The sequence below is a fragment of the Janthinobacterium sp. JC611 genome (assembly GCF_018682595.1).
GTDB lineage: Bacteria > Pseudomonadota > Gammaproteobacteria > Burkholderiales > Burkholderiaceae_D > Janthinobacterium.
On the sequence record NZ_JAFLJN010000012.1, the window covers coordinates 1 to 21,131 of the forward strand.

General features: G+C 62.7%; 19 protein-coding genes and 1 pseudogene. 15 read left to right on the forward strand and 5 right to left on the reverse strand.

Annotated elements, in window-relative coordinates; translation table 11 throughout:
• The 4 genes and pseudogenes from J0O65_RS27855 to J0O65_RS09085 form a co-directional block, all read right to left on the reverse strand.
• Nucleotides 1-162 (reverse strand): annotated as a pseudogene (locus J0O65_RS27855) (phosphoglycolate phosphatase); the annotation flags it as partial.
• 68 nt (nt 163-230) lie between these two features.
• On the reverse strand, nt 231-926 hold the full coding sequence (ubiG, locus tag J0O65_RS09075; protein ID WP_215406110.1) for a bifunctional 2-polyprenyl-6-hydroxyphenol methylase/3-demethylubiquinol 3-O-methyltransferase UbiG: 696 nt from the start codon (nt 924-926) through the stop codon (nt 231-233).
• Nucleotides 927-1,052: 126 nt separating this feature from the next.
• Nucleotides 1,053-1,763, reverse strand: coding sequence for an outer membrane protein OmpA (ompA, locus tag J0O65_RS09080; protein ID WP_071078971.1), 711 nt, complete (start codon nt 1,761-1,763; stop codon nt 1,053-1,055).
• A gap of 164 nt (nt 1,764-1,927) precedes the next feature.
• On the reverse strand, nt 1,928-2,155 hold the full coding sequence (locus J0O65_RS09085) for a hypothetical protein (RefSeq protein WP_215406111.1): 228 nt from the start codon (nt 2,153-2,155) through the stop codon (nt 1,928-1,930).
• Nucleotides 2,156-2,421: 266 nt separating this feature from the next.
• Between J0O65_RS09085 and gyrA the strand changes: the two genes are divergently transcribed.
• From gyrA to J0O65_RS09160, 15 genes are all read left to right on the forward strand, one after another.
• Nucleotides 2,422-5,100 (forward strand): DNA gyrase subunit A, encoded by a 2,679-nt coding sequence (gyrA, locus tag J0O65_RS09090; protein ID WP_215406112.1) that lies wholly within the window; start codon nt 2,422-2,424, stop codon nt 5,098-5,100.
• A gap of 106 nt (nt 5,101-5,206) precedes the next feature.
• The gene (locus tag J0O65_RS09095; protein ID WP_215406113.1) at nt 5,207-5,794 is read left to right on the forward strand and encodes a DUF2059 domain-containing protein; all 588 of its coding nucleotides are present in this window, start codon (nt 5,207-5,209) and stop codon (nt 5,792-5,794) included.
• Nucleotides 5,795-5,821: 27 nt separating this feature from the next.
• A complete protein-coding gene (serC, locus tag J0O65_RS09100; protein ID WP_215406114.1) occupies nt 5,822-6,913 on the forward strand; it encodes a 3-phosphoserine/phosphohydroxythreonine transaminase in 1,092 nt (363 codons plus the stop codon).
• A gap of 82 nt (nt 6,914-6,995) precedes the next feature.
• Nucleotides 6,996-8,066: a prephenate dehydratase gene (gene pheA / locus J0O65_RS09105; protein ID WP_215406115.1), complete on the forward strand. Its 1,071-nt coding sequence runs from the start codon at nt 6,996-6,998 to the stop codon at nt 8,064-8,066.
• A 91-nt stretch (nt 8,067-8,157) separates the two neighbouring features.
• Entirely contained in the window at nt 8,158-9,264 is a 1,107-nt protein-coding gene (gene hisC / locus J0O65_RS09110; protein WP_215406116.1) for a histidinol-phosphate transaminase, read from the forward strand.
• Nucleotides 9,265-9,268: 4 nt separating this feature from the next.
• Nucleotides 9,269-10,177, forward strand: a complete 909-nt coding sequence (locus J0O65_RS09115) for a prephenate dehydrogenase (RefSeq protein WP_215406117.1) — start codon at nt 9,269-9,271, stop codon at nt 10,175-10,177.
• Between the two features lie 18 nt (nt 10,178-10,195).
• On the forward strand, nt 10,196-11,551 hold the full coding sequence (aroA, locus tag J0O65_RS09120; RefSeq protein WP_215406119.1) for a 3-phosphoshikimate 1-carboxyvinyltransferase: 1,356 nt from the start codon (nt 10,196-10,198) through the stop codon (nt 11,549-11,551).
• A 16-nt stretch (nt 11,552-11,567) separates the two neighbouring features.
• Nucleotides 11,568-12,236 (forward strand): (d)CMP kinase, encoded by a 669-nt coding sequence (gene cmk, locus J0O65_RS09125; RefSeq protein ID WP_215406121.1) that lies wholly within the window; start codon nt 11,568-11,570, stop codon nt 12,234-12,236.
• A 131-nt stretch (nt 12,237-12,367) separates the two neighbouring features.
• On the forward strand, nt 12,368-14,080 hold the full coding sequence (gene rpsA, locus J0O65_RS09130) for a 30S ribosomal protein S1 (protein ID WP_071650172.1): 1,713 nt from the start codon (nt 12,368-12,370) through the stop codon (nt 14,078-14,080).
• A gap of 17 nt (nt 14,081-14,097) precedes the next feature.
• Entirely contained in the window at nt 14,098-14,403 is a 306-nt protein-coding gene (locus J0O65_RS09135) for an integration host factor subunit beta (RefSeq protein WP_008446215.1), read from the forward strand.
• Nucleotides 14,404-14,638: 235 nt separating this feature from the next.
• Nucleotides 14,639-14,941 carry a LapA family protein gene (locus J0O65_RS09140; RefSeq protein WP_077400759.1) on the forward strand — a complete coding sequence of 101 codons (303 nt, stop codon included), beginning with the start codon at nt 14,639-14,641 and terminating at the stop codon, nt 14,939-14,941.
• Nucleotides 14,942-14,987: 46 nt separating this feature from the next.
• Nucleotides 14,988-16,163 carry a lipopolysaccharide assembly protein LapB gene (gene lapB, locus J0O65_RS09145; protein ID WP_034782020.1) on the forward strand — a complete coding sequence of 392 codons (1,176 nt, stop codon included), beginning with the start codon at nt 14,988-14,990 and terminating at the stop codon, nt 16,161-16,163.
• Between the two features lie 82 nt (nt 16,164-16,245).
• Nucleotides 16,246-17,613 carry a UDP-glucose dehydrogenase family protein gene (locus J0O65_RS09150; RefSeq protein WP_215406123.1) on the forward strand — a complete coding sequence of 456 codons (1,368 nt, stop codon included), beginning with the start codon at nt 16,246-16,248 and terminating at the stop codon, nt 17,611-17,613.
• Nucleotides 17,610-18,563: a D-glycero-beta-D-manno-heptose-7-phosphate kinase gene (rfaE1, locus tag J0O65_RS09155; RefSeq protein ID WP_215406125.1), complete on the forward strand. Its 954-nt coding sequence runs from the start codon at nt 17,610-17,612 to the stop codon at nt 18,561-18,563. The genes J0O65_RS09150 and rfaE1 overlap by 4 nt, the downstream gene beginning before the upstream one ends.
• 164 nt (nt 18,564-18,727) lie before the next feature.
• Entirely contained in the window at nt 18,728-19,402 is a 675-nt protein-coding gene (locus J0O65_RS09160) for a ComEA family DNA-binding protein (protein WP_152251787.1), read from the forward strand.
• A gap of 101 nt (nt 19,403-19,503) precedes the next feature.
• On the opposite strand, the gene J0O65_RS09165 is transcribed toward J0O65_RS09160, so the two are convergent.
• On the reverse strand, nt 19,504-21,069 hold the full coding sequence (locus tag J0O65_RS09165) for a phospholipase D family protein (RefSeq protein ID WP_215406127.1): 1,566 nt from the start codon (nt 21,067-21,069) through the stop codon (nt 19,504-19,506).
• Between the last annotated feature and the right edge of the window lie 62 nt (nt 21,070-21,131).

The window sequence follows — 21,131 nt, forward strand, 5'->3', positions numbered from 1 at the left end:
GGCCGAGGCCGTGGGGCGCAGGACGTCATACGGGGTCGGCGCCAGGCCGGCGCGCGCGCGCAGCAGGTTGATGGCCGCCGCCAGGTCGGGCGCGGTGTCGGCCAGGGTGCCGTCGAGGTCGAACAGGATGGCGCGCGGGGCTGGCAGATGGTCTGTGATCATGGCGGGCAAAATGTGTCAAGTAGGAATGAAAAATGGCGGCCGCAGCCGCCTTGTATTGTGCGTGATGGTTACAGCGGCCGGGTGCAGGCCACCAGATAATTGACGCTGGTATCGCTATTAAGTGAGTAAATCTTGGTCAGCGGATTGTAGCCCATGCCGCGCATGCTGTTGACGTCCAGGCCGGCGCTGCGCACGTATTGCGACAGCTCGGCCGGGGTGATGAATTTGTCATAGTCGTGCGTGCCTTTCGGCAACAGGCGCAGCAGGTATTCGGCGCCCAGGATGGCGAACAGGTACGCTTTCGGGTTGCGGTTCAGGGTCGACAGGAAGATGTGGCCGCCCGGCTTGACCAGGGTGGCGCAAGCCTTGACGATGGCGGCCGGGTCCGGCACGTGCTCGAGCATTTCCATGCACGTGACGACGTCGTACTGGCCCGCTTCTTCCTCGGCCATGGCTTCGGCGGCGATCAGCTTGTAGCGGACCTTGGCGCCCGATTCCAGGCTGTGCAGGTCGGCCACTTTCAAGGCTTTGTCGGACAGGTCGATGCCCGTCACGTCGGCGCCCTTGCGGGCCATCGATTCGGCCAGGATGCCGCCGCCGCAGCCGATGTCGATCACGCGCTTGCCGGCCAGCGGCACTTTCGCGTTGATCCATTCCAGGCGCAGGGGATTAATTTCGTGCAGGGGACGAAACTCGGAAGTGGGGTCCCACCAGCGGTGGGCCAGCTCACTGAATTTTTGGATTTCGAGAGGGTCGGCGTTCATAGGTCGAATAATAGCGGCAATTTTACAATCGGGCAGCCACGGACGAAAAAAAACCCCGCCGTGGCGGGGTTTTTCATGCTGTTCTTGACTTGCGCGATGACTTGCGGCAAGTCCAGGGTTCAGCTATTACTTGTTGCGGGTACCAACAACTTCGATTTCCACGCGACGGTTTTTCGCACGGCCTTCGGCAGTTTTGTTATCAGCAACAGGTTGTTTCTCGCCTTTGCCTTCGGTGTACACGCGGTTGCTTTCAACGCCTTTGGAGACCAGGTAGGCTTTGACAGCATCAGCACGACGTACCGACAGTTTTTGGTTGTAAGCATCGGTGCCGACGGAGTCGGTGTGACCCACGGCGATGATGACTTCCAGGTTGATGCCGCCCAGTTGTGCGGACAGCTCGTCCAGCTTGGCTTTGCCTTCTGGCTTCAGCGTAGCTTTGTCGAAATCGAAGAATGCATCAGCGGCGAAGCTGACTTTTTCCGAGGTAGGAGCAACGACGACTGGTACTGGTACGACAACGACTGGTGCCGGTGCTGGTACGACTGGCGCTGGAGGAGCCACGCATTTGCCGTCTTGCAGGGTTTCTGGCTCTACGCACAGTGGCACGTCGCAACCTGGCACTGCGTCAGCAGGTGTCCAGTAGCCGGTACGCCAGCACAGGCCGAATGGGTCACGCACGATCACGCCGCGGGCATCTTGCACGTAAGCGCTTTTTGGGCTTGGTGCTTTGATGTCAGTGGTAACTGGCGCGAATGGTGGGGAGGTTGGGGTTTGGGCCGAAGCCGAGCCAGCAATCACTGCGGATGCAGCGAAAAACAGCGTTACAAATTTATTCATTCTTTTTTCCTTTCGGGGGGTGATATCCGCAGAACAACACTGCGCTACTGGTGCTACGTGCCAAGATTTTATCATGTAGACCATATGCGCTCGTTTCAGATTGCGAAACTAGCAATTAACTTCCTAGTCATTTTGCCACACGCATCAGGGGCGCACGACCGTGGTTAAATCAAAGCTTGCCCGATTTTAGACCGCTCGTTGTTTTTGCGCAACGAAAATGCCCATTTGTAACGCATCTGTAACAATTGATCGTTTTTTTTGCCACTTTTAAGGGCAGATGGCTTGAACTGGTATTGCCATTGTGCATTATCGACAGACTCGGCCGCACGCCTCCGGTGCAAACGGCCAATCTTGTCGGTATGGCCAATTTGTACAGGTAGCTGGGCGCGCATGCTAAAATCGTGCGCTTGACTGTTAAGAGTGTCGGGCAAATGCCCACGGCAGCACCGTATGGCCAGCAGGTAGCCCCGCGCTACCCGTGCTGGCCGTACCGCCAGCCCGCCGATTTGTTCCGGCACTCTGCGACATGGAAGCCGGGCCGCGCCAGCAGCGCGCGCGACGCGGCGTCCACGACGACAGCCACCCAGGATATGCAGTATTGCGTCATACATTGCGTAACAGATAAGTTAACCACAGCCTGAGATCAGTCGAACCGCCAATGGATCAATTCGCAAAAGAAACAATTCCTATTTCCCTCGAAGAAGAGATGCGCAAGAGCTACCTCGATTACGCCATGAGCGTGATCGTCGGTCGCGCCTTGCCCGATGCGCGTGACGGCTTGAAGCCAGTGCACCGCCGCGTCTTGTTCGCGATGCATGAAATGAATAACGTGTGGAACCGCCCTTACGTCAAGTGCGCCCGCGTGGTCGGCGAAACCATGGGTAAATACCATCCCCACGGCGATGCCTCGATCTACGACACGCTGGTGCGCATGGCGCAAGATTTTTCGCTGCGCTACATGCTCGTCGATGGCCAGGGCAACTTCGGTTCCGTCGACGGCGATGGCGCCGCGGCGATGCGTTACACCGAGTGCCGTCTGGACAAGATCGCCGGCGAGCTGCTGGCCGATATCGACAAGGATACCGTCGACTTCCAGCCCAACTACGACGGCAAGGAAAAGGAACCGACGGTCTTGCCGACGCGTATCCCGAACCTGCTGATCAATGGTTCGTCCGGTATCGCCGTCGGCATGGCGACGAACATCCCGCCACACAACATCACCGAAGTCATCGACGGCGCGCTGCACGTGCTGCGCAATCCCGACTGCACGATCGATGAATTGATCGAGCTGATCCCGGCGCCGGACTTCCCGACGGCCGGCATCATCTATGGCGTGTCCGGCGTGCGCGACGGCTATCGCACGGGCCGTGGCCGCGTCGTGATGCGCGCCAAGACCCACTTCGAAGAATACGGCAAGGATGGCGGCCGCATCGCCATCATCGTCGACGAGCTGCCATTCCAGGTCAACAAGAAATCCTTGCTGGAACGCATCGCCGAAAACGTGCGCGACAAGAAGCTCGACGGCATTTCCGACATCCGCGACGAATCCGACAAGTCGGGCATGCGCGTGGTGATCGAGCTGAAACGGGGCGAAGTGCCGGAAGTGGTGCTGAACAATCTGTACAAGCAGACCCAGTTGCAGGACACCTTCGGCATGAACATGGTGGCCCTGGTCGATGGCCAGCCGAAGCTGCTGAACCTCAAGCAGATGCTGCAATGCTTCCTGTCGCACCGCCGCGAAGTGGTCACGCGCCGTACCGTGTTCGAACTGCGCAAGGCGCGCGAACGCGGCCACGTGCTCGAAGGCCTGGCAGTCGCGCTGGCCAACATCGATGACTTCATCGCCATCATCAAGGCCGCGCCGACGCCGCCGATCGCCAAGGTCGAGCTGATGGCCAAGGCCTGGGATTCGTCCGTCGTGCGCGAAATGCTGGCCCGCACGGGCGACGGCACGACGCCAGGCGGCATCGATGCCTACCGTCCGGAAAACCTGCCGAAGCACTACGGCATGCAGGGCGATGGCCTGTACAAGCTGTCGGACGACCAGGCGCAGGAAATTTTGCAGATGCGCCTGCAGCGCCTGACCGGTCTGGAGCAGGACAAGATCGTCAACGAGTACAAGGACGTGATGGCACATATCGCCGACTTGCTCGACATCCTGGCCAAGCCGGAACGCGTCACCGTCATCATCACCGATGAAATGACGGCGGCGAAGAACGAATACGGCGCCGGCAACAAGGACGTGCGCCGCTCGCAGATCGAATTGAATGCCACCGACCTGGAAACGGAAGACTTGATCACGCCGCAGGACATGGTCGTGACCCTGTCGCACACGGGCTACATGAAGGCCCAGCCGATCACCGAATACCGCGCGCAGAAGCGCGGTGGCCGCGGCAAGCAGGCCATGGCGACGAAAGAGGAAGACTGGATCGACCAGCTGTTCATCGCCAATACGCACGACTACATCCTGTGCTTCTCGGATCGTGGCCGCATGTACTGGCTGAAGGTGTGGGAAGTGCCGCAAGGCTCGCGCAATTCGCGCGGCAAGCCGATCGTCAACATGTTCCCGCTGCAGGACAACGAAAAGATCACCGTGATCCTGCCGCTGTCGGGCGAGAACCGCACGTTCCCGGAAGACCATTACGTCTTCATGTCGACCAGCCTTGGCACCGTCAAGAAGACGCCGCTGAAGGACTTCAGCAATCCACGCAAGGCCGGCATCATCGCGGTCGACCTGGACGACGGCGACTTCCTGATCGGCGCGGCGCTGACCGATGGCCAGCACGACGTGATGCTGTTCTCCGATTCGGGCAAGGCGGTGCGCTTCGACGAGAACGACGTGCGTCCGATGGGCCGCACGGCGCGCGGCGTGCGCGGCATGAACCTGGAAGAAGGCCAGCACGTGATCGCCCTGCTGGTGGCCGAGAACGAGCAGCAGTCGGTGCTGACGGCCACGGAAAACGGTTACGGCAAGCGTACGCCGATCCTTGAATACACGCGCCATGGCCGTGGCACGAAAGGCATGATCGCCATCCAGACCAGCGAGCGCAACGGTAAAGTGGTTGCCGCGACCCTGGTCGATACCAACGATGAAATCATGCTGATCACCACCGGTGGCGTGCTGATCCGCACCCGCGTGTCGGAAATCCGCGAGATGGGCCGCGCGACGCAGGGCGTGACCCTGATCGCCGTGGAAGACGGCACCAAGCTGTCCGGCCTGCAGCGCGTGGTGGAAACGGATATCGACGAAGTCGAGCTGACGACGGAGGCGGGCACGGATGCCGCGCCGGCGCCGGCTGAACCCGCCGATCCAGCAGACCCGGCCCAGCCGGAGTAAGATGATTGGGGCTCTTTCGGGAGCCCCAATTGCTATGGGCGCGCCAGTTGCGGCGCCAGCCTGCGTGTCCCAGGCCATTCCCCGCTTTTATAGAGTCCCGCATGCCATGAGAAAAATCGTCGCCACCTTCTTCGCCGCGTTTTCGCTGGCCTTTCTTGCAACCCTGCCGGCCCTGGCCCAGAGCACGCAAGCCACGCCCGCCCGCCAGGCCGCGCCCAGTCCCGCCATGAAAGTGGCCGTGCGGCGCATGCTCGACGCGATGCAGTTCCCGCAGCTCACGCGCAGCATCTTCGACCAGATGCTGCAATCGGTGCCGGCCATGATCCGCCAGTCGGCGCAGCAGCAAATCAACGGCAACCCGAAGCTGGACGAGCAGCGCAAGGCGCGCGCGCTGGCCAGCGCCGAGGAAGAAATCCCCCTGGCCATCGCCACCCTGACGCAGGTGCTGGCCGACCCGACCCTGATCGATGAACTGGGCGATGAAATGGTGCCCCTGTACGCGCGCTTTTACACGGTGCCCGAAGTCGAGCAGCTGACGGCCTTCTACAAGACGCCGCTGGGCCGCAAGATGCTCGCCACGATGCCGCAACTGTCGGCCGAATCGATGGCCATCAGCCAGCGCGTGCTGATCCCCCGCGTGAATGCCGTGCTTGAGCAGGTCATGCGGGCGGCCACGCAGCAGTCGCCCCAATAAGATTCCCATTTTGCCAAGGACCGTATCGTGACCCCTATCTACAACTTCTCCGCCGGCCCCGCCGTCCTGCCCAAGGAAGTGCTGGCGCAAGCGGCCGCTGAAATGCAGGACTGGCATGGCAGTGGCATGTCGGTGATGGAAATGAGCCACCGTGGTCCCGAATTCATTTCCATCTACAAGCAGGCGGTGGCCGACCTGCGCGAGCTGCTGGCCGTGCCCGACAACTACCGGATTCTGTTCCTGCAGGGCGGTGGCCTGGGCGAGAACGCCATCATCCCGATGAACCTGGTGGGCCTGGCCGCGCAGCAGCCGGCCACCGTCGACTTCGTGCACACGGGCTCCTGGTCGGGCAAGTCGATCCAGGAAGCGGCCAAGTACGCCAACGTCAACGTGGCCGCCTCGTCCCAGGCCGCCCATTTCACGGGCGTGCCGCCGGTTGACCAATGGAAGTTGACGCCGGGCGCCGCCTACCTGCACATCTGCACCAATGAAACCATCGATGGCGTGGAATTCCAGCAGGCGCCGGACGTGCCGGCAGGGACCACCATCGTGGCCGACATGTCGTCGCACATCCTGTCGCGCGTGATTGATGTATCGCAATACGGCGTGATCTTTGGCGGCGCGCAGAAAAATATCGGCCCGGCCGGCCTGACCGTGGTCATCGTGCGCGAAGATTTGCTGGGCAAGGCGCTGCCGATCTGCCCGTCGGCCTTTGACTGGACCATCGTGGCCGAACATGAATCGATGTACAACACGCCGCCCACCTACGGCATCTATATCGCCGGCCTGGTTTTCCAGTGGCTCAAACGCCAGGGTGGCGTTGCAGCCATGGAACAGCGTAATATTGAGAAAGCGGCGCTGCTGTACGCGGCGCTCGATGCGGACGACTTTTACCAGAACCGGGTCGACCCCGCATACCGCTCGCGCATGACCATCCCGTTCTATCTGCGCGATGAAAGCTTGAACGACGCATTCCTGGCCGGCGCCAAGCAGCGCGGCCTGCTGCAACTGAAGGGCCACAAGTCCGTCGGCGGCATGCGTGCATCGATCTATAACGCGATGCCGATCGAGGGCGTGCAAGCCCTGGTCAATTATTTGAACGAGTTTGCCGGACGCTGAGTCGCATTGACGACCGCGCCGGCCCGCCGCCGGCGCAGGCCGCGCGGCCATGATTGAAGTACAGCTGACGAAACAAACAACCATGACCGATAAATTGAAACCGCTGCGCGAACAGATCGATGCGATCGACGCGCAAATCCTCGAACTGCTGAACCGCCGCGCGCAAATCGCCCAGCAAGTGGGCCACGTGAAGGCCGAAACGCAGGCGCCCGTGTTCCGCCCCGAGCGCGAAGCGCAGGTGCTGCGCGGCGTGGCCGAGCGCAATCCCGGCCCCATGGGCGACCGCGAAGTACAGACCATCTTCCGCGAAATCATGTCGTCCTGCCGCTCGCTGGAAAAGAGGGTCACCGTGGCGTATCTGGGCCCGGCCGGCACCTTCAGCGAGCAGGCCGTGTATCAGCAGTTCGGCAGCGCCGTCGAAGGCTTGCCGTGCGCGTCCATCGATGAAGTGTTCCGCTCCGCCGAGGCGGGAACGGCGGACTTCGGCGTGGTGCCGATCGAGAATTCCTCGGAAGGCGCCGTCAACCGCACCCTCGACATGATGCTGCAGACCAGCCTTGTCATCAGCGGCGAGGTGGCGATCGCCGTGCACCACAGCCTGATGACGAAGAGCGGCAACATGGATGGCGTCACCGCCATTTGCGCCCATTCGCAGGCGCTGGCGCAGTGCCAGGTGTGGCTGAACCAGAATTACCCGCACGTCGCGCGCCACGCCGTGGCCTCGAATGCCGAGGCGGCCCGCATGGCCGGCGAAGATGGCACGGTGGCGGCCATCGCCAGCGAACTGGCGGGCGCGCAGTACAAGCTGGGCGTGGTCAAGGGCCATATCCAGGACGACCCGCACAACCGCACGCGCTTTGCCGTCATCGGCACCTTGCAGACGGCGCCGTCGGGCAAGGATCAGACGTCGCTGGTGCTGGCCGTGCCGAACAAGGCGGGCGCCGTGTACCAGCTGCTGGCGCCCCTGGCCAGGCACGGCGTGTCGATGACGCGCTTCGAGTCGCGCCCGGCGCGCATGGGCAGCTGGGAGTATTATTTCTATGTCGACGTGGAAGGCCACGTGCACGACGCGGCCGTCGCCCAGGCGCTGGCCGAGCTGCAGAGCAACGCGGCGTTTTTCAAGGTGCTGGGGTCGTATCCGGTCAGTCTGTAACCCGGTAAAGGCCGGGGTCGGACCCTCAGAGTCCGACCCCAGTCATTGCTTTGGGGGTTCACCAATCATTCACCAACTTTTAAAGAACACCATGTCTAAAAATATCGGTCCAGAATACGTCCGCGCCATCGCCCCTTATCAGAGCGGCAAACCGATCGCGGAAGTCGCGCGCGAATTCGGCCTCGACGAGGCAGCCATCGTCAAGCTGGCGTCGAATGAAAACCCGTACGGCATGCCGGCATCGGCCAAGCAGGCGATGATCGCCGCCATCGACGACCTGGGCCGCTATCCGGACGCCAACGGCTTCGACCTGAAAGCCGTGCTGTCCAAGCGCTACGACGTGCCGGCCGACTGGATCACCCTGGGCAACGGCAGCAACGACATCCTGGAAATCGCCGCGCACGCGTTTGTCGAACACGGCCAGTCCGTCGTCTACTCGCAGTACTCGTTCGCCGTGTACGCGCTGGCCACGCAAGGCCTGGGCGCGCGCCACATCGTCGTGCCGGCGCAAGCGTATGGCCATGACCTGGATGCGATGGCGGCGGCGATCGCCGACGACACGCGATTGATCTTCATCGCCAACCCGAACAACCCGACCGGCACCTTCCTGACGGCGGCGCAGTTGGAGGCCTTCCTCAAGAAGGTGCCGCAGCACGTCGTCGTCGTGCTCGACGAGGCCTACAACGAATTCCTGTCGGCCGACGAGCAGTACGAGTCGACGGCGTGGGTGCGCCAGTATCCGAACCTGGTGGTCTCGCGCACCCTGTCGAAGGCGTATGGCCTGGCCGGCCTGCGCATCGGCTTCGCCATCGCCCAGCCGGCGTTGACGGACCTGATGAACCGCATCCGCCAGCCGTTCAACGTGAATTCGCTGGCGCAGGCGGCGGCGATCGCCGCCCTGAACGACAAGGAATTCCTCGAGCAAAGCGCGCGCAACAACGCGGCCGGCTACCAGCAGTTCACGCAAGCGTTCACGCAACTGGGTCTGGAATACGTGCCATCGCACGGCAATTTCGTGCTGGTCAAAGTGGGCGACGACGACGGCGCCGGCGCGCGTGTCAACCTGGCGCTGCTGAAGCAGGGCGTGATCGTGCGTCCCGTCGGCAGCTATGGCTTGCCGCAATGGCTGCGCATTTCCATCGGCCTGCCGCAGGAAAACGCCATCTTCATCGCCGCGCTGACGAAGGCGCTGGCCTGACGACATGACGACGCCTGCACTGAAAAAAATCGTCATCTTCGGCGTAGGCCTGATCGGCGGCTCGTTCGCGCGCGCCCTGAAACACGCGGGCGCGGTGGGCACGGTAGTCGGCATGGGCCGCTCGCCGGCCTCGATGGCGCGCGCGCTCGAACTGGGCATCATCGACGCGATCGGTGGCGACATGGCCGATGCCTTGCGTGACGCCGACCTGGTGCTGCTGGCCGCGCCCGTGGCGCAGACGGGCGCCATCCTGGCGTCCATCGCGCCGCACCTGCAGCCCGGCACCGTCGTCACCGACGCGGGCAGCACGAAAAGCGACGTGGTGGCGGCCGCGCGCGCGGCGCTCGGTGGAAAAGTCGGGCAATTCGTGCCCGGCCACCCGATCGCGGGACGCGAGACGAATGGCCCCGACGCGGCCATCATCGATCTGTATCAAGGCAAGAAAGTGGTGCTCACGCCGCTGGCGGAAAACGCCGCGGCCGACGTGGAGCGGGTGGCGGTCGCGTGGCGCGCCTGCGGCGCCATCCTGCACACCTTGAGCCCGGAAGAACATGACAAGGTGTTTGCCGCCGTCAGCCATCTGCCGCATCTGCTGGCCTTTGCGCTGGTCGACGACATCGCCAACAAACCGCACGCGGGCCTGCTGTTCCAGTACGCGGCCAGCGGCTTTCGCGACTTTACGCGCATCGCCGGCTCATCGCCGGAAATGTGGCGCGACATCAGCCTGGCCAACCAGCCGGCGCTGTTGCACGAACTGGACGCCTACCTGGCGCAGTTGACGACCTTGCGCGCCCACCTGGCCGCGAACGACGGCGCCGCCATCGAGGGCGTGTATGCGAACGCCCAGCACGCGCGGCAGCAATGGATCGAGGCGATCGAAACGGCGGAAATACCCGCCGCGCCCACACGATAAATACTCAAGGATTCCAGCATGACCCAGACCAAGCACTACCCCCACCATATCGATCTGAAGCCGGTGATGCACGCCGAAGGCACGGTGCGCCTGCCCGGCTCGAAAAGCATTTCCAACCGCGTGCTGCTGCTGGCCGCGCTGGCCAAGGGCACGACGAAGATCGTCGACCTGCTCGCCTCCGACGACACCTTCGTCATGCTCACGGCCCTGACCTCGCTGGGCGTGAAATGGACGCAGGATGAATTGACGGGCGACCCGGCCACGGCGCACCAGGTGCACCACGTGGAAGGCTGCGGCGGCGTGTTCCCGCACCACGCGGCGGACCTGTTCATGGGGAACGCCGGCACGGCCATCCGCCCGCTGACGGCGGCCCTGGCCGTCATCGGCGGCGACTACACCTTGCATGGCGTGTCGCGCATGCACGAGCGCCCCATCGGCGATCTGGTCGACGCGCTGAACGCCGTCGGCACGCAGATCGAATACACGGGCGAGCAGGGCTTCCCGCCGCTGCGCATCCGCCGTGGCCACATTCATGCGCAGCGCATCGCCGTGCGCGGCAACGTGTCGAGCCAGTTTTTGACGGCCTTGCTGATGGTGGCGCCGCTGATGGCGCGCGACCATGCCGTCACCATCGATGTCACGGGCGAGCTGATTTCGAAGCCGTATATTGAAATCACGCTGAACCTGATGCGCCGCTTCGGCGTGACGGTCGAGCATGACGGCTGGCAGTCGTTCACCGTGCAGCCGGGGCAGCAGTATCAAAGTCCGGGCACCATCCACGTCGAAGGCGACGCTTCTTCTGCCTCGTACTTCCTGGCGGCCGGCGCCATCGGCGGCGGTCCCGTGCGCGTGGAAGGCGTGGGGCGCGACAGCATCCAGGGCGACGTGCGCTTCGTCGAAGCCTTGCAGCGGATGGGCGCGACCATCACCATGGGCGAGAACTGGATCGAGGCCCGCTCGAACGGCGTGCTGAAAGCCGTCGACATGGACTTCAATCACATTCCCGACGCGGCCATGACGATCGCCGTGGCCGCCCTGTACGCGGATGGCACGTCGACCTTGCGCAACATCGCCAGCTGGAGGGTGAAGGAAACGGACCGCCTGGCCGCCATGGCGACGGAATTGCGCAAGCTGGGCGCGCAAGTGGAAGAGGGCGCGGACTACCTGCGCGTGACGCCGCCGGCGCAAATCCAGGCAGCGACCATCGACACGTATGACGACCACCGCATGGCCATGTGCTTTTCGCTGGCGTCGCTGGACGGCGCCGCGCGCCGCGGCAATGCCATGCGCATCAACGACCCGAAATGCGTGGCCAAGACCTTCCCCGAGTACTTCGCCGCGTTCGCGGGGATAGCCAAAGATACCTTGATTTAATTGATTGTTTAATACTATGCCGACCTCCAACATCCCAGTCATCGCCATCGACGGCCCCACCGCTTCCGGAAAAGGCACGGTGGCGCACCGCGTGGCCGACAAATTGGGCTTTCACTATCTCGATTCGGGCGCGCTGTACCGCCTGACGGCCCTGTCGGCCCTGCGCCGCGGCACGGATTTGCGCGACGAGCACGCGCTGGCCAAGCTGGCCGAACACTTGCCTTGCCACTTTGCTAATGGCGAGATCCTGCTGGCGCAGGAAAACGTCACCGAGCAGATCCGTGCCGAAGAAGTGGGCAATACGGCGTCGAAAATTGCCGTTTTGCCAACGGTGCGCCATGCCCTGGTCAACTTGCAGCTGGGTTTTCGCAAGACGCCGGGCCTGGTGGCCGACGGGCGCGACATGGGCACGGTGATCTTCCCGCATGCCCCACTGAAGGTGTTCCTCACGGCCAGCGTCGAGGCGCGCGCGCAACGGCGCTACAAGCAATTGATAGACAAGGGTTTTTCTGCTAATATGGAAGACCTTCTGATGGATTTGCAGGCGCGGGACGAACGTGATACTCACCGTGCGATTGCGCCGCTGGTCCCCGCGGAAGGCGCGCATGTCCTCGATACGTCGGCAATGACGGCGGATGAAGCCGTGGAAACCGTGTTGAAATGGTATGCGTCGGCTGCAAAATGAGTTGCAAAATAGTGTGATTTTTATGCTATGTGGTGCCCGTTGACGGCTCCTGGCCTGTCCGGGTGTGTCAAAAACCTAACCCAGTTTAAGTCGCATCGTGCGATCTCTGCTGGATAACCTGTGTGAACCCTATGTCTACTGTTACAACTAACGAATCTACCGGTATGGAAAGTTTTGCTGCGCTCTTCGAGGAATCGTTGTCGCGTCAAGATATGCGCTCCGGCGAAGTTATTTCCGCTGAAGTCGTGCGCCTCGACCACAATTTCGTGATCGTGAACGCTGGCCTCAAATCCGAAGCATTCATCCCTGTCGAAGAATTCAAGAACGACCACGGCGAACTGGAAGTCAAAGTTGGTGACTTCGTTTCCGTGGCGATCGAATCGCTGGAAAACGGTTTCGGCGATACCATCCTGTCGCGCGATAAAGCCAAGCGTCTGGCTTCGTGGCTGGCTCTGGAAAAAGCGATGGAATCGGGCGAAATCGTCGTCGGTACCGTCAATGGCAAAGTCAAAGGCGGTCTGACCGTGTTGACCAACGGCATCCGCGCATTCCTGCCGGGCTCGCTGGTTGATACCCGTCCTGTCAAAGACACCACCCCATTCGAAGGCAAAACCCTCGAATTCAAAGTGATCAAGCTGGATCGCAAGCGTAACAACGTGGTTCTGTCCCGCCGCGCCGTCATCGAAGCTTCGATGGGCGAAGAGCGTCAGAAACTGATGGAAACGCTGAAAGAAGGCACGGTCGTGACCGGCGTCGTCAAAAATATCACCGACTACGGCGCGTTCGTGGATCTGGGCGGTATCGATGGCCTGCTGCACATCACCGACCTGGCATGGCGCCGTGTACGTCACCCGTCGGAAGTACTGACGGTTGGCCAGGAAATCACCGCCAAAGTCCTGAAATACGATCAAGAGAAAAACCGTGTTTCGCTGGGCGTGAAACAACTGGGCGACGATCCTTGGACCGGTCTGTCCCGTCGTTACCCACAAAGCACCCGTCTGTTCGGTAAAGTAACGAACCTGACCGACTACGGCGCGTTCGTTGAAGTGGAACAGGGTATCGAAGGTCTGGTACACGTTTCCGAAATGGACTGGACAAACAAAAACGTTGCTCCTAACAAAGTTGTCCAACTGGGCGACGAAGTAGAAGTGATGGTTCTGGAAATCGACGAAGAGCGTCGTCGTATTTCGCTGGGCATGAAACAGTGCAAAGCCAACCCATGGGACGACTTCGGTGTTACCCATAAGAAAGGTGACAAAGTCCGCGGCGCGATCAAATCGATCACCGACTTCGGCGTGTTCATCGGCCTGGCCGGCAACATCGACGGTCTGGTGCACCTGTCCGACCTGTCCTGGACCGAAACCGGCGAAGAAGCCGTGCGTCGCTTCAAGAAAGGTGACGAACTGGAAGCCATCGTTCTGGCCATCGACGTTGAGCGCGAGCGCGTTTCCCTGGGCGTCAAGCAACTGGAAGGTGACCCATTCAACAACTTCGCAGCCATGAACGACAAAGGTTCGCTGGTCACCGGTACCGTTAAATCGGTTGAGCCTAAAGGCGCCGTGATCCAACTGTCCGAAGAAGTTGAAGGCTACCTGCGCGCTTCCGAAATCTCGCGCGACCGCGTTGAAGATGCTGGTACGCACCTGAAAGTCGGCGACACCGTCGAAGCCATGGTGTTGAACATCGACCGCAAAGCCCGTGGTATCCAACTGTCGATCAAAGCGAAAGACAACGTGGAAACCCAGGAAGCCATGCAGAAGATGGCAGCTACCGACAACAACGCAGCTTCGGGCACCACCAGCCTGGGCGCCTTGTTGAAAGCTAAGTTCGATAACAAGAACTAAGACTGCGGATACGGCAGATGACAAAGTCCGAGCTGATCAACCGCCTCGCTGAGCGTTATTCTCAGCTGGTGGCGAAAGATGCGGAGTATGCCGTCAAGACCATTCTCGATGCGATGACCAACGCCCTGGCGACGGGCCAGCGTATCGAGATCCGCGGTTTTGGCAGTTTTGCCCTGAACAGCAGGCCCCCGCGCATCGGCCGCAACCCGAAATCCGGCGACAAGGTGATGGTGCCCGAAAAACGGGTGCCGCACTTCAAACCGGGCAAACAGTTGCGCGAGCGGGTGGACGCGATGGTCGGACAACCGATCATCGAGGATTAATCGTCTGCTGGAAGGCGACATAAAGAGCGGCGTCCTTGGATGCCGCTTTTTTTTGTTAATATGCTGAGAATACCTGACATAAGCTACTGCGCGTCGCGCTTTGCGGCCTGCGATGCTCACCGTACTTCAGTACGGTTGCGCTTCTTGGCCACAAATCACTGACGCTCGCTACGCTTCTGCCAGGCATTCCAAGGTTGTGCCATACGGGCATTTTTTGTACTTTCTGGGCGTATCGATGAAAATCATCTCCACCATCGTTGGCTGTGTTCTTTTCGTCCTGTTCTTCAGTTTCGCGCTGAAGAATGCGCAGGTTGTCGACCTGCATGTTTTCCTCAATTATGAAATTCGCGGCCCCCTGGTCCTGATGCTGCTGGGCTTTTTTGTCGCCGGCGCCAGCCTGGGCGTCCTGGCGCTGACGCCGACCGTGTTCCGTCACCGCCGCGAAGCGAGCAAGCAAAAGACCACCATTGCCGCGCTGCAGACCGTGGGCGTGGCCAGCAATGTCCAGCCGCAACCGGACAGCGTGAGCGCGCAGTAAGCGGCGCCGTCGCTCCTATCTCTCTTACTCGAATAAAAACAATCGCATGGATTTTGAACTCTGGTGGCTCTTGGGTATCCCGGTGTTTTTCGCGCTGGGCTGGATTGCCGCGCGCGTGGACATTCATCAACTGGTATCCGAATCGCGCAGCCTGCCGCGCAATTACTTCAAGGGCTTGAATTTCCTGCTCAATGAACAGCATGACAAGGCCATCGACGCCTTCATCGAGGTCGTCAAGCTGGACCCGGAATCGGCCGATATGCACTTTGCGCTGGGTAATTTGTTCCGCCGCCGCGGCGAAACGGAGCGCGCCATCCGCGTGCACCAGAACTTGCTGGCGCGCCCGGACTTGCCGCTGGAACAGCAAGGCCATGCCGCCTACGAGCTGGGCATGGACTACCTGAAGGCGGGTCTGCTGGACCGTGCCGAAGAAACCTTCAACAGCCTGGTCGACACGCAATATGCGGCCCAGGCGCGCCGCGCGCTACTGGAAATCTACCAGCGCGAAAAGGAGTGGCCACGCGCCATCGAAGCGGCCGTGGGCTTGCAGGAATCGGGCGCCGGCGCGCGCCAGAAGGAAATCGCCCAGTTCTATTGCGAACTGGCGCATGACGCCCTCGTGCACATGAAGCCGGACGACGCCATGCCGCTGCTGGAAAAAGCCTTGCAGACGGACCGCAAGAGCGTGCGCGCCACCATCCTGACGGGCGACGTGCTGCTGGCGCGCGGCGACGTGGAAGGCGCGCTGACCACCTGGCGCCGCGTGGAGCAGCAAAGCGTGCCGCACGTGGCCCTGGTGGCGCAGCGCCTGATGGATGGCTACACCAAGGTGGGCCGCGCGCAGGAAGGCGTCAACCTGCTGCGCTCCTACCTGGAAGAGGCGTCGTCGATCGATTTGATCGAAGTCGTCTTCAAGGCCGTCATCGAGCTCGACGGCGTGGAAGCTGCGAAGCAGCTGGTCAGCGCCGAACTGCGCCGCACGCCGACCCTGCTGGGCCTGGATAAACTGCTGGAAGCGCGCATGATGGATGCGCCGGCCGCCATCTGGTCGGAACTGTCGATGGTGAAAAACCTCGTGCACGGCTACACGCAGAAGCTGGCCCGCTACCAGTGCAGCCACTGCGGCTTCAAGGCGCGCCAGTTCTACTGGCATTGCCCGGGCTGCAATAAGTGGGAAACCTATCCGCCGCGACGCACTGAAGAATTAAATGTCATGAATTGATCAATCGTACACGCCACCTTGCCTCGCGCAACGTGGCGTGTACTCGTATGTAACACCTATATTTCAGAAATACGGCACAACCATGAAAATCACCATTATCGGCACGGGCTATGTGGGCCTCGTGACCGGCGCCTGCCTGGCGGAACTGGGCAACGACGTCTTTTGCCTCGACCTGGACGCCCAGAAGGTCGACTTGCTCAACAGCGGCGGCATCCCCATCCATGAGCCGGGCCTGGAAGAAGTCGTGGCGCGCAACCGCGCCGCCGGCCGCATGACCTTTTCCACCGACGTCGAAGCGGCCGCCGCGCACGGCGTGATGCAATTCATCGCCGTCGGCACGCCGCCCGATGAAGACGGCTCGGCCGACCTGCAATACGTGCTGGCGGCCGCGCGCGGCATCGGCAAGTACATGACGGACTTCAAGGTCATCGTCGACAAGTCGACCGTGCCCGTCGGCACGGCCGAAAAAGTGCGCGCCGCCATCCAGGGCGAACTCGATGCGCGCGGCGTGGCCGCCACGTTCTCGGTGGCGTCGAACCCGGAATTTCTCAAGGAAGGCGCGGCCGTCGAAGACTTCATGCGCCCGGACCGCATCGTCATCGGCGTCGACGCCACGCCGGACGGCGAGCGCGCGCGCGAATTGCTGAAAAGCCTGTACGCGCCATTCAACCGCAACCACGAACGCACCTACTGGATGGACGTGCGCTCGGCCGAATTCACCAAGTATGCGGCGAACGCCATGCTGGCCACGCGCATCTCGTTCATGAATGAACTGGCGAACCTGGCCGACAAGGTTGGCGTCGACATCGAAGCCGTGCGCCATGGCATCGGCTCCGACCCGCGCATCGGCTACAGCTTCCTGTACGCCGGTTGCGGCTATGGCGGTTCGTGCTTCCCGAAAGACGTGCAGGCGCTCGAGCGCACGGCGCGCGGCCACGGCCAGGAATTGCTGATCCTGCGTGCGGTCGAAGCCGTCAATGACCAGCAGAAGCAGGTGCTGGGACGCAAAGTGGTCGCTCGCTTCGGCGAAGATCTGACGGGCCGGCATTTCGCCGTGTGGGGCCTGGCGTTCAAGCCGAACACGGACGACATGCGCGAAGCGTCGGCCCGCGTGCTGCTGGCCGACTTGCTGGGGCGTGGCGCCACGGTGGCCGTGTACGACCCCGTCGCCATGGCCGAGGCGCGCCGCGTGCTGCAACTGGACTTGACGCCGGAGCAATTGGCGAGGGTGCGCTTTGCCGACAGCCCGAAGGATGCGCTGCAGGACGCCGATGCGCTGGTCATCGTGACCGAATGGAAAGCCTTCCGCAGCCCCGACTTCGAGCAGGTCAAGGCGCGCCTGAAGCAAGCCGTGATCTTTGACGGGCGCAACCTGTTCGAGCCGGCCGTCATGGCCGAGAATGGCATCGAATACCACGGGATCGGTCGCTCGATCCTGACGCGCGCATGAGCGCCCACGAGGTGGCCGCCTTGACGGCGCCGGCCGCGTTGGCCCAGGTACGCCTGCTGGTGGTGGGCGACGTGATGCTGGACCGCTACTGGTTCGGCGACGTCAGCCGTATTTCGCCGGAGGCGCCCGTGCCCATCGTGCGCATCGAGAAGCGCGAAGAGCGCCTCGGTGGCGCGGCCAACGTGGCGCGCAACGCGGCCGCGCTGGGCGCGAAGACGAGCTTGCTGGGCGTGGTCGGCGACGACGAGGCGGGCAGCCAGGTCGAGCGCCTGCTCGAAGGCGGCGGCATCCACAGCTATCTGCAGCGCGACGCGGCCATTTCCACCATCATCAAGCTGCGCGTGATCGGCCGCCAGCAGCAGATGCTGCGCATCGACTTCGAGGATGCGCCCAGCGATACGGTGCTGCGCGACAAGCTGGCGCAGTTCAATGCCCTCTTGCCGCATTACGACGTGGTGATCCTGTCCGACTACGCCAAGGGCAGCCTGGTGAACGTGGCCGAGATGATCAAGGCGGCCCGCGCTGCCGGCAAGATCGTCATGGTCGACCCGAAAGGCGATGATTTCAGCCGCTATGCGGGAGCGTCAGTGCTCACTCCGAACAAGTCCGAGCTGCGCCGCGTGATCGGCAGCTGGAGCACGGAAGAGCAACTCACGCAGCGCGCGCAGCAGATGCGTGCGCAGCTGGGCCTGGACGCCTTGCTGCTGACCCGTTCCGAGGAAGGCATGAGCTTGTACACGGCCGACGAGGTGGTGCACATGCCCACCGATGCGCGCGAAGTGTTCGACGTTTCGGGCGCCGGCGACACGGTGATCGCCACCATGGCGGCCATGCTGGGCGCCGGCATGGGCCTCGGCGAGGCCGTGCGCACGGCCAACCGGGCCGGCGGCATCGTCGTCGGCAAGTTGGGCACGGCCACCGTGACCCGCGACGAACTGTTCCCGCAGTAATCTGTCGTCTCGCCTGCGCCAGCCCGTTTGATCTGGCGCAGGTTTTCCCACCCTTTCGCTGTCCCGTCTTGTCAACCGTATCACGCCACAGCCGTTAAGCCGTCAAGGCGCTGTTCCTCCTTTGCGTTCGAGTCATCTTGAAACCACCTTACGGAGAGATATCCATGTTCAAAAAAATACTGCTGGCCATCGCCACCTTGATCGCGACGATGGGTTTTGCCTTTGCCCAGGTCGATGTCAACAAGGCGGACCAGGCGGCGCTCGACAGCGTCAAGGGCATCGGTCCCGTCACGTCGAAAGCCATCATCGATGAGCGTGCCAAGGGGGGCGCCTTCAAGGATTGGGCCGATTTTGAAAGCCGCGTGAAGGGCATCGGTCCGAAGAGTTCCGTGAAGCTGTCGGAAGCAGGCTTGCAAGTGAACGGCCAGGCCAAGTCCGGCGCGCCAGCGGCGCCCGCTCCGGCGGCGAAAGCCGCGCCGGCAAAAAAGGAAGCTGCTGTGAAGGAAGTTGCAGCGAAAGAAGCCGCACCGAAGCCAGCTGCTGCGACCGACACCGCTGCGGCGCCAGCCAAGACAGCCGCTGAAACGAAGAAAGAAGCTGCTGCCGCGAAGAAAGAAGCCAAGGCCGCCGCTGCCGCCGCCAAGAAAGAAGCCGCCGCCGCCAAGGCTGCCGCGCCTGCCGCCGCTGCCGATGGCGCCGCGCCCGTGAAGAGCGCCGCGGAAGCGAAGAAGGAAGCTGCCGCCGCCAAGAAAGAAGCGAAGGCTGCCGCCGCTGCAGCGAAGAAAGAGGCGAAGCTGGCTGCCGCCGATGCAAAGAAGGCGGAAGCCGAGAAAAAGTAAGCGTGTTGCTGTAAGGCGTGTTGCGTGGTGGTGCCGCGCAGCACGAAAAGAAACCCCCGCGCGGTACCGGCCGCGCGGGGTTTTTTTATGCGCCGGCCAGTCTACAGCTGCGACTCGATCGGCAGCCAGCGCATCACGGACACCAGCATGCGGCGCCAGAAGCCCGCTTCGGGATCGTGCGTCCACACCTTGGCGGGCACTTCGGTGGCGTCGGACCAGCGCAGGGCGCCGTTGTCGAGGAGCACGCGGTAGCTGGTGTCGCTGGCCGTCGAGTGCAGGAACAGCGCGCGCATGTCGGCCGCCAGCGCGGCATCGTCGAACAGCACGCCCATCTCCGTGTTCAGCTGGGCCGAGCGGGGATCGAGGTTGAAGGAGCCGACGAAGCCTCGCTGGCCATCGACCACCACGGCCTTGGTATGCAGGCTGGCGCGGCTCGATCCCATCAGGCTGATGCGCTTGCGGTGCAGGGTCTTCAATTCAAACAGGTCGACGCCGCCGCCCAGCAGCATCTGGCGGTAGCGCGCATAACCCGCGTGCACGAGGGCCACGTCGGTGGCGGCCAGCGAGTTGGTCAGCACCTGCACCTTGACGCCGGCGGCGACCTTGCCGGCCAGGGTTTGCGTCAGCGCCGTGCCGGGCACGAAGTATGGCGAGGTGAGCAAGGCTTCTTCGCGCGCGTCCGTCAGCAGGGGCAGCAAGCTGTGCATGAGCCAGTGCTCGCTGCGCTGCAAACTGGCTACGGGCGCGGCTTTTTCCGGCGGGTCCGACAATACTTGCACCTGCCCGCTCCAGTGCAGGCGCAGGCGGCCATCGAGGTGGGCTTGCAGCTGGCCCGTATCGGTCAGCTGCCGCAAGTACGGCGAGGCACCCAGTTCTCCGCTCAGCGCGTCGAGGCGGGTGCGTACCGCCTGCAGTGCCGGCGCGCCCGCATGCTTGCCAGCATGCAGGGCATGGATGGGAATGACGGCGCGGCTGTTCCAGAAGCGGTCGAAGATGTCGCTCGTCTGCTGCACGGCGGGACCGACCAGCAGCAAGTCGGCATCCTGGAAATTGACTTGTTCGGCGGCATCGAAGTATTCGTCGCCGATATTGCGTCCGCCGACGAGGGCGACCCTGCCGTCGACGATCCAGGCCTTGTTGTGCATGCGCCGGTTCAGGCTGACGGCGCGCAAGGCCATTTCCACGGCGCGCCACCACACGCCGTCGCGGTTGCGGCCCGGATTGAAGATGCGCACGTCGATCAGCGGATGGCTGTCGAGCGCGAGGATGGCGGCGTCCTGGCCGCGCGCGTTGATATCGTCGAGCAACACGCGCACGCGCACGCCACGGTCGGCCGCGCGCAGCAGTTCGCGCACCAGCAGCCGTCCCGTGACGTCGTTATGCCAGATGTAGTACTGCAGGTCGAGGCTGCGGCCCGCTTCGCGCGCGCTCAGGGCGCGCAGGGCGAACGCTTCCCGGTTGTCGTCGATCAGGGCCGTGCCGCTGTGGCCCGGGCGTTGCGCCAGCTGCGGCGCCAGCACGCGGTCGAGCAGCGTGGCATCCATCGCCACGGGCAGGGCCGTGCCTGGCGCTCCCAGCGACCGTTCGGCGAAGCGTCCGTAGCTGTACAGGGCGGCGACGCTGAGCACGGCAAACAAGGTGGACAGGAGCAACAGTTTGACGAGCATGCGGCGCACCGTCAGCGGACCGCAGGCACGCCGCGGGGCGAGGAAAGCCTGGTGGTGTGGGG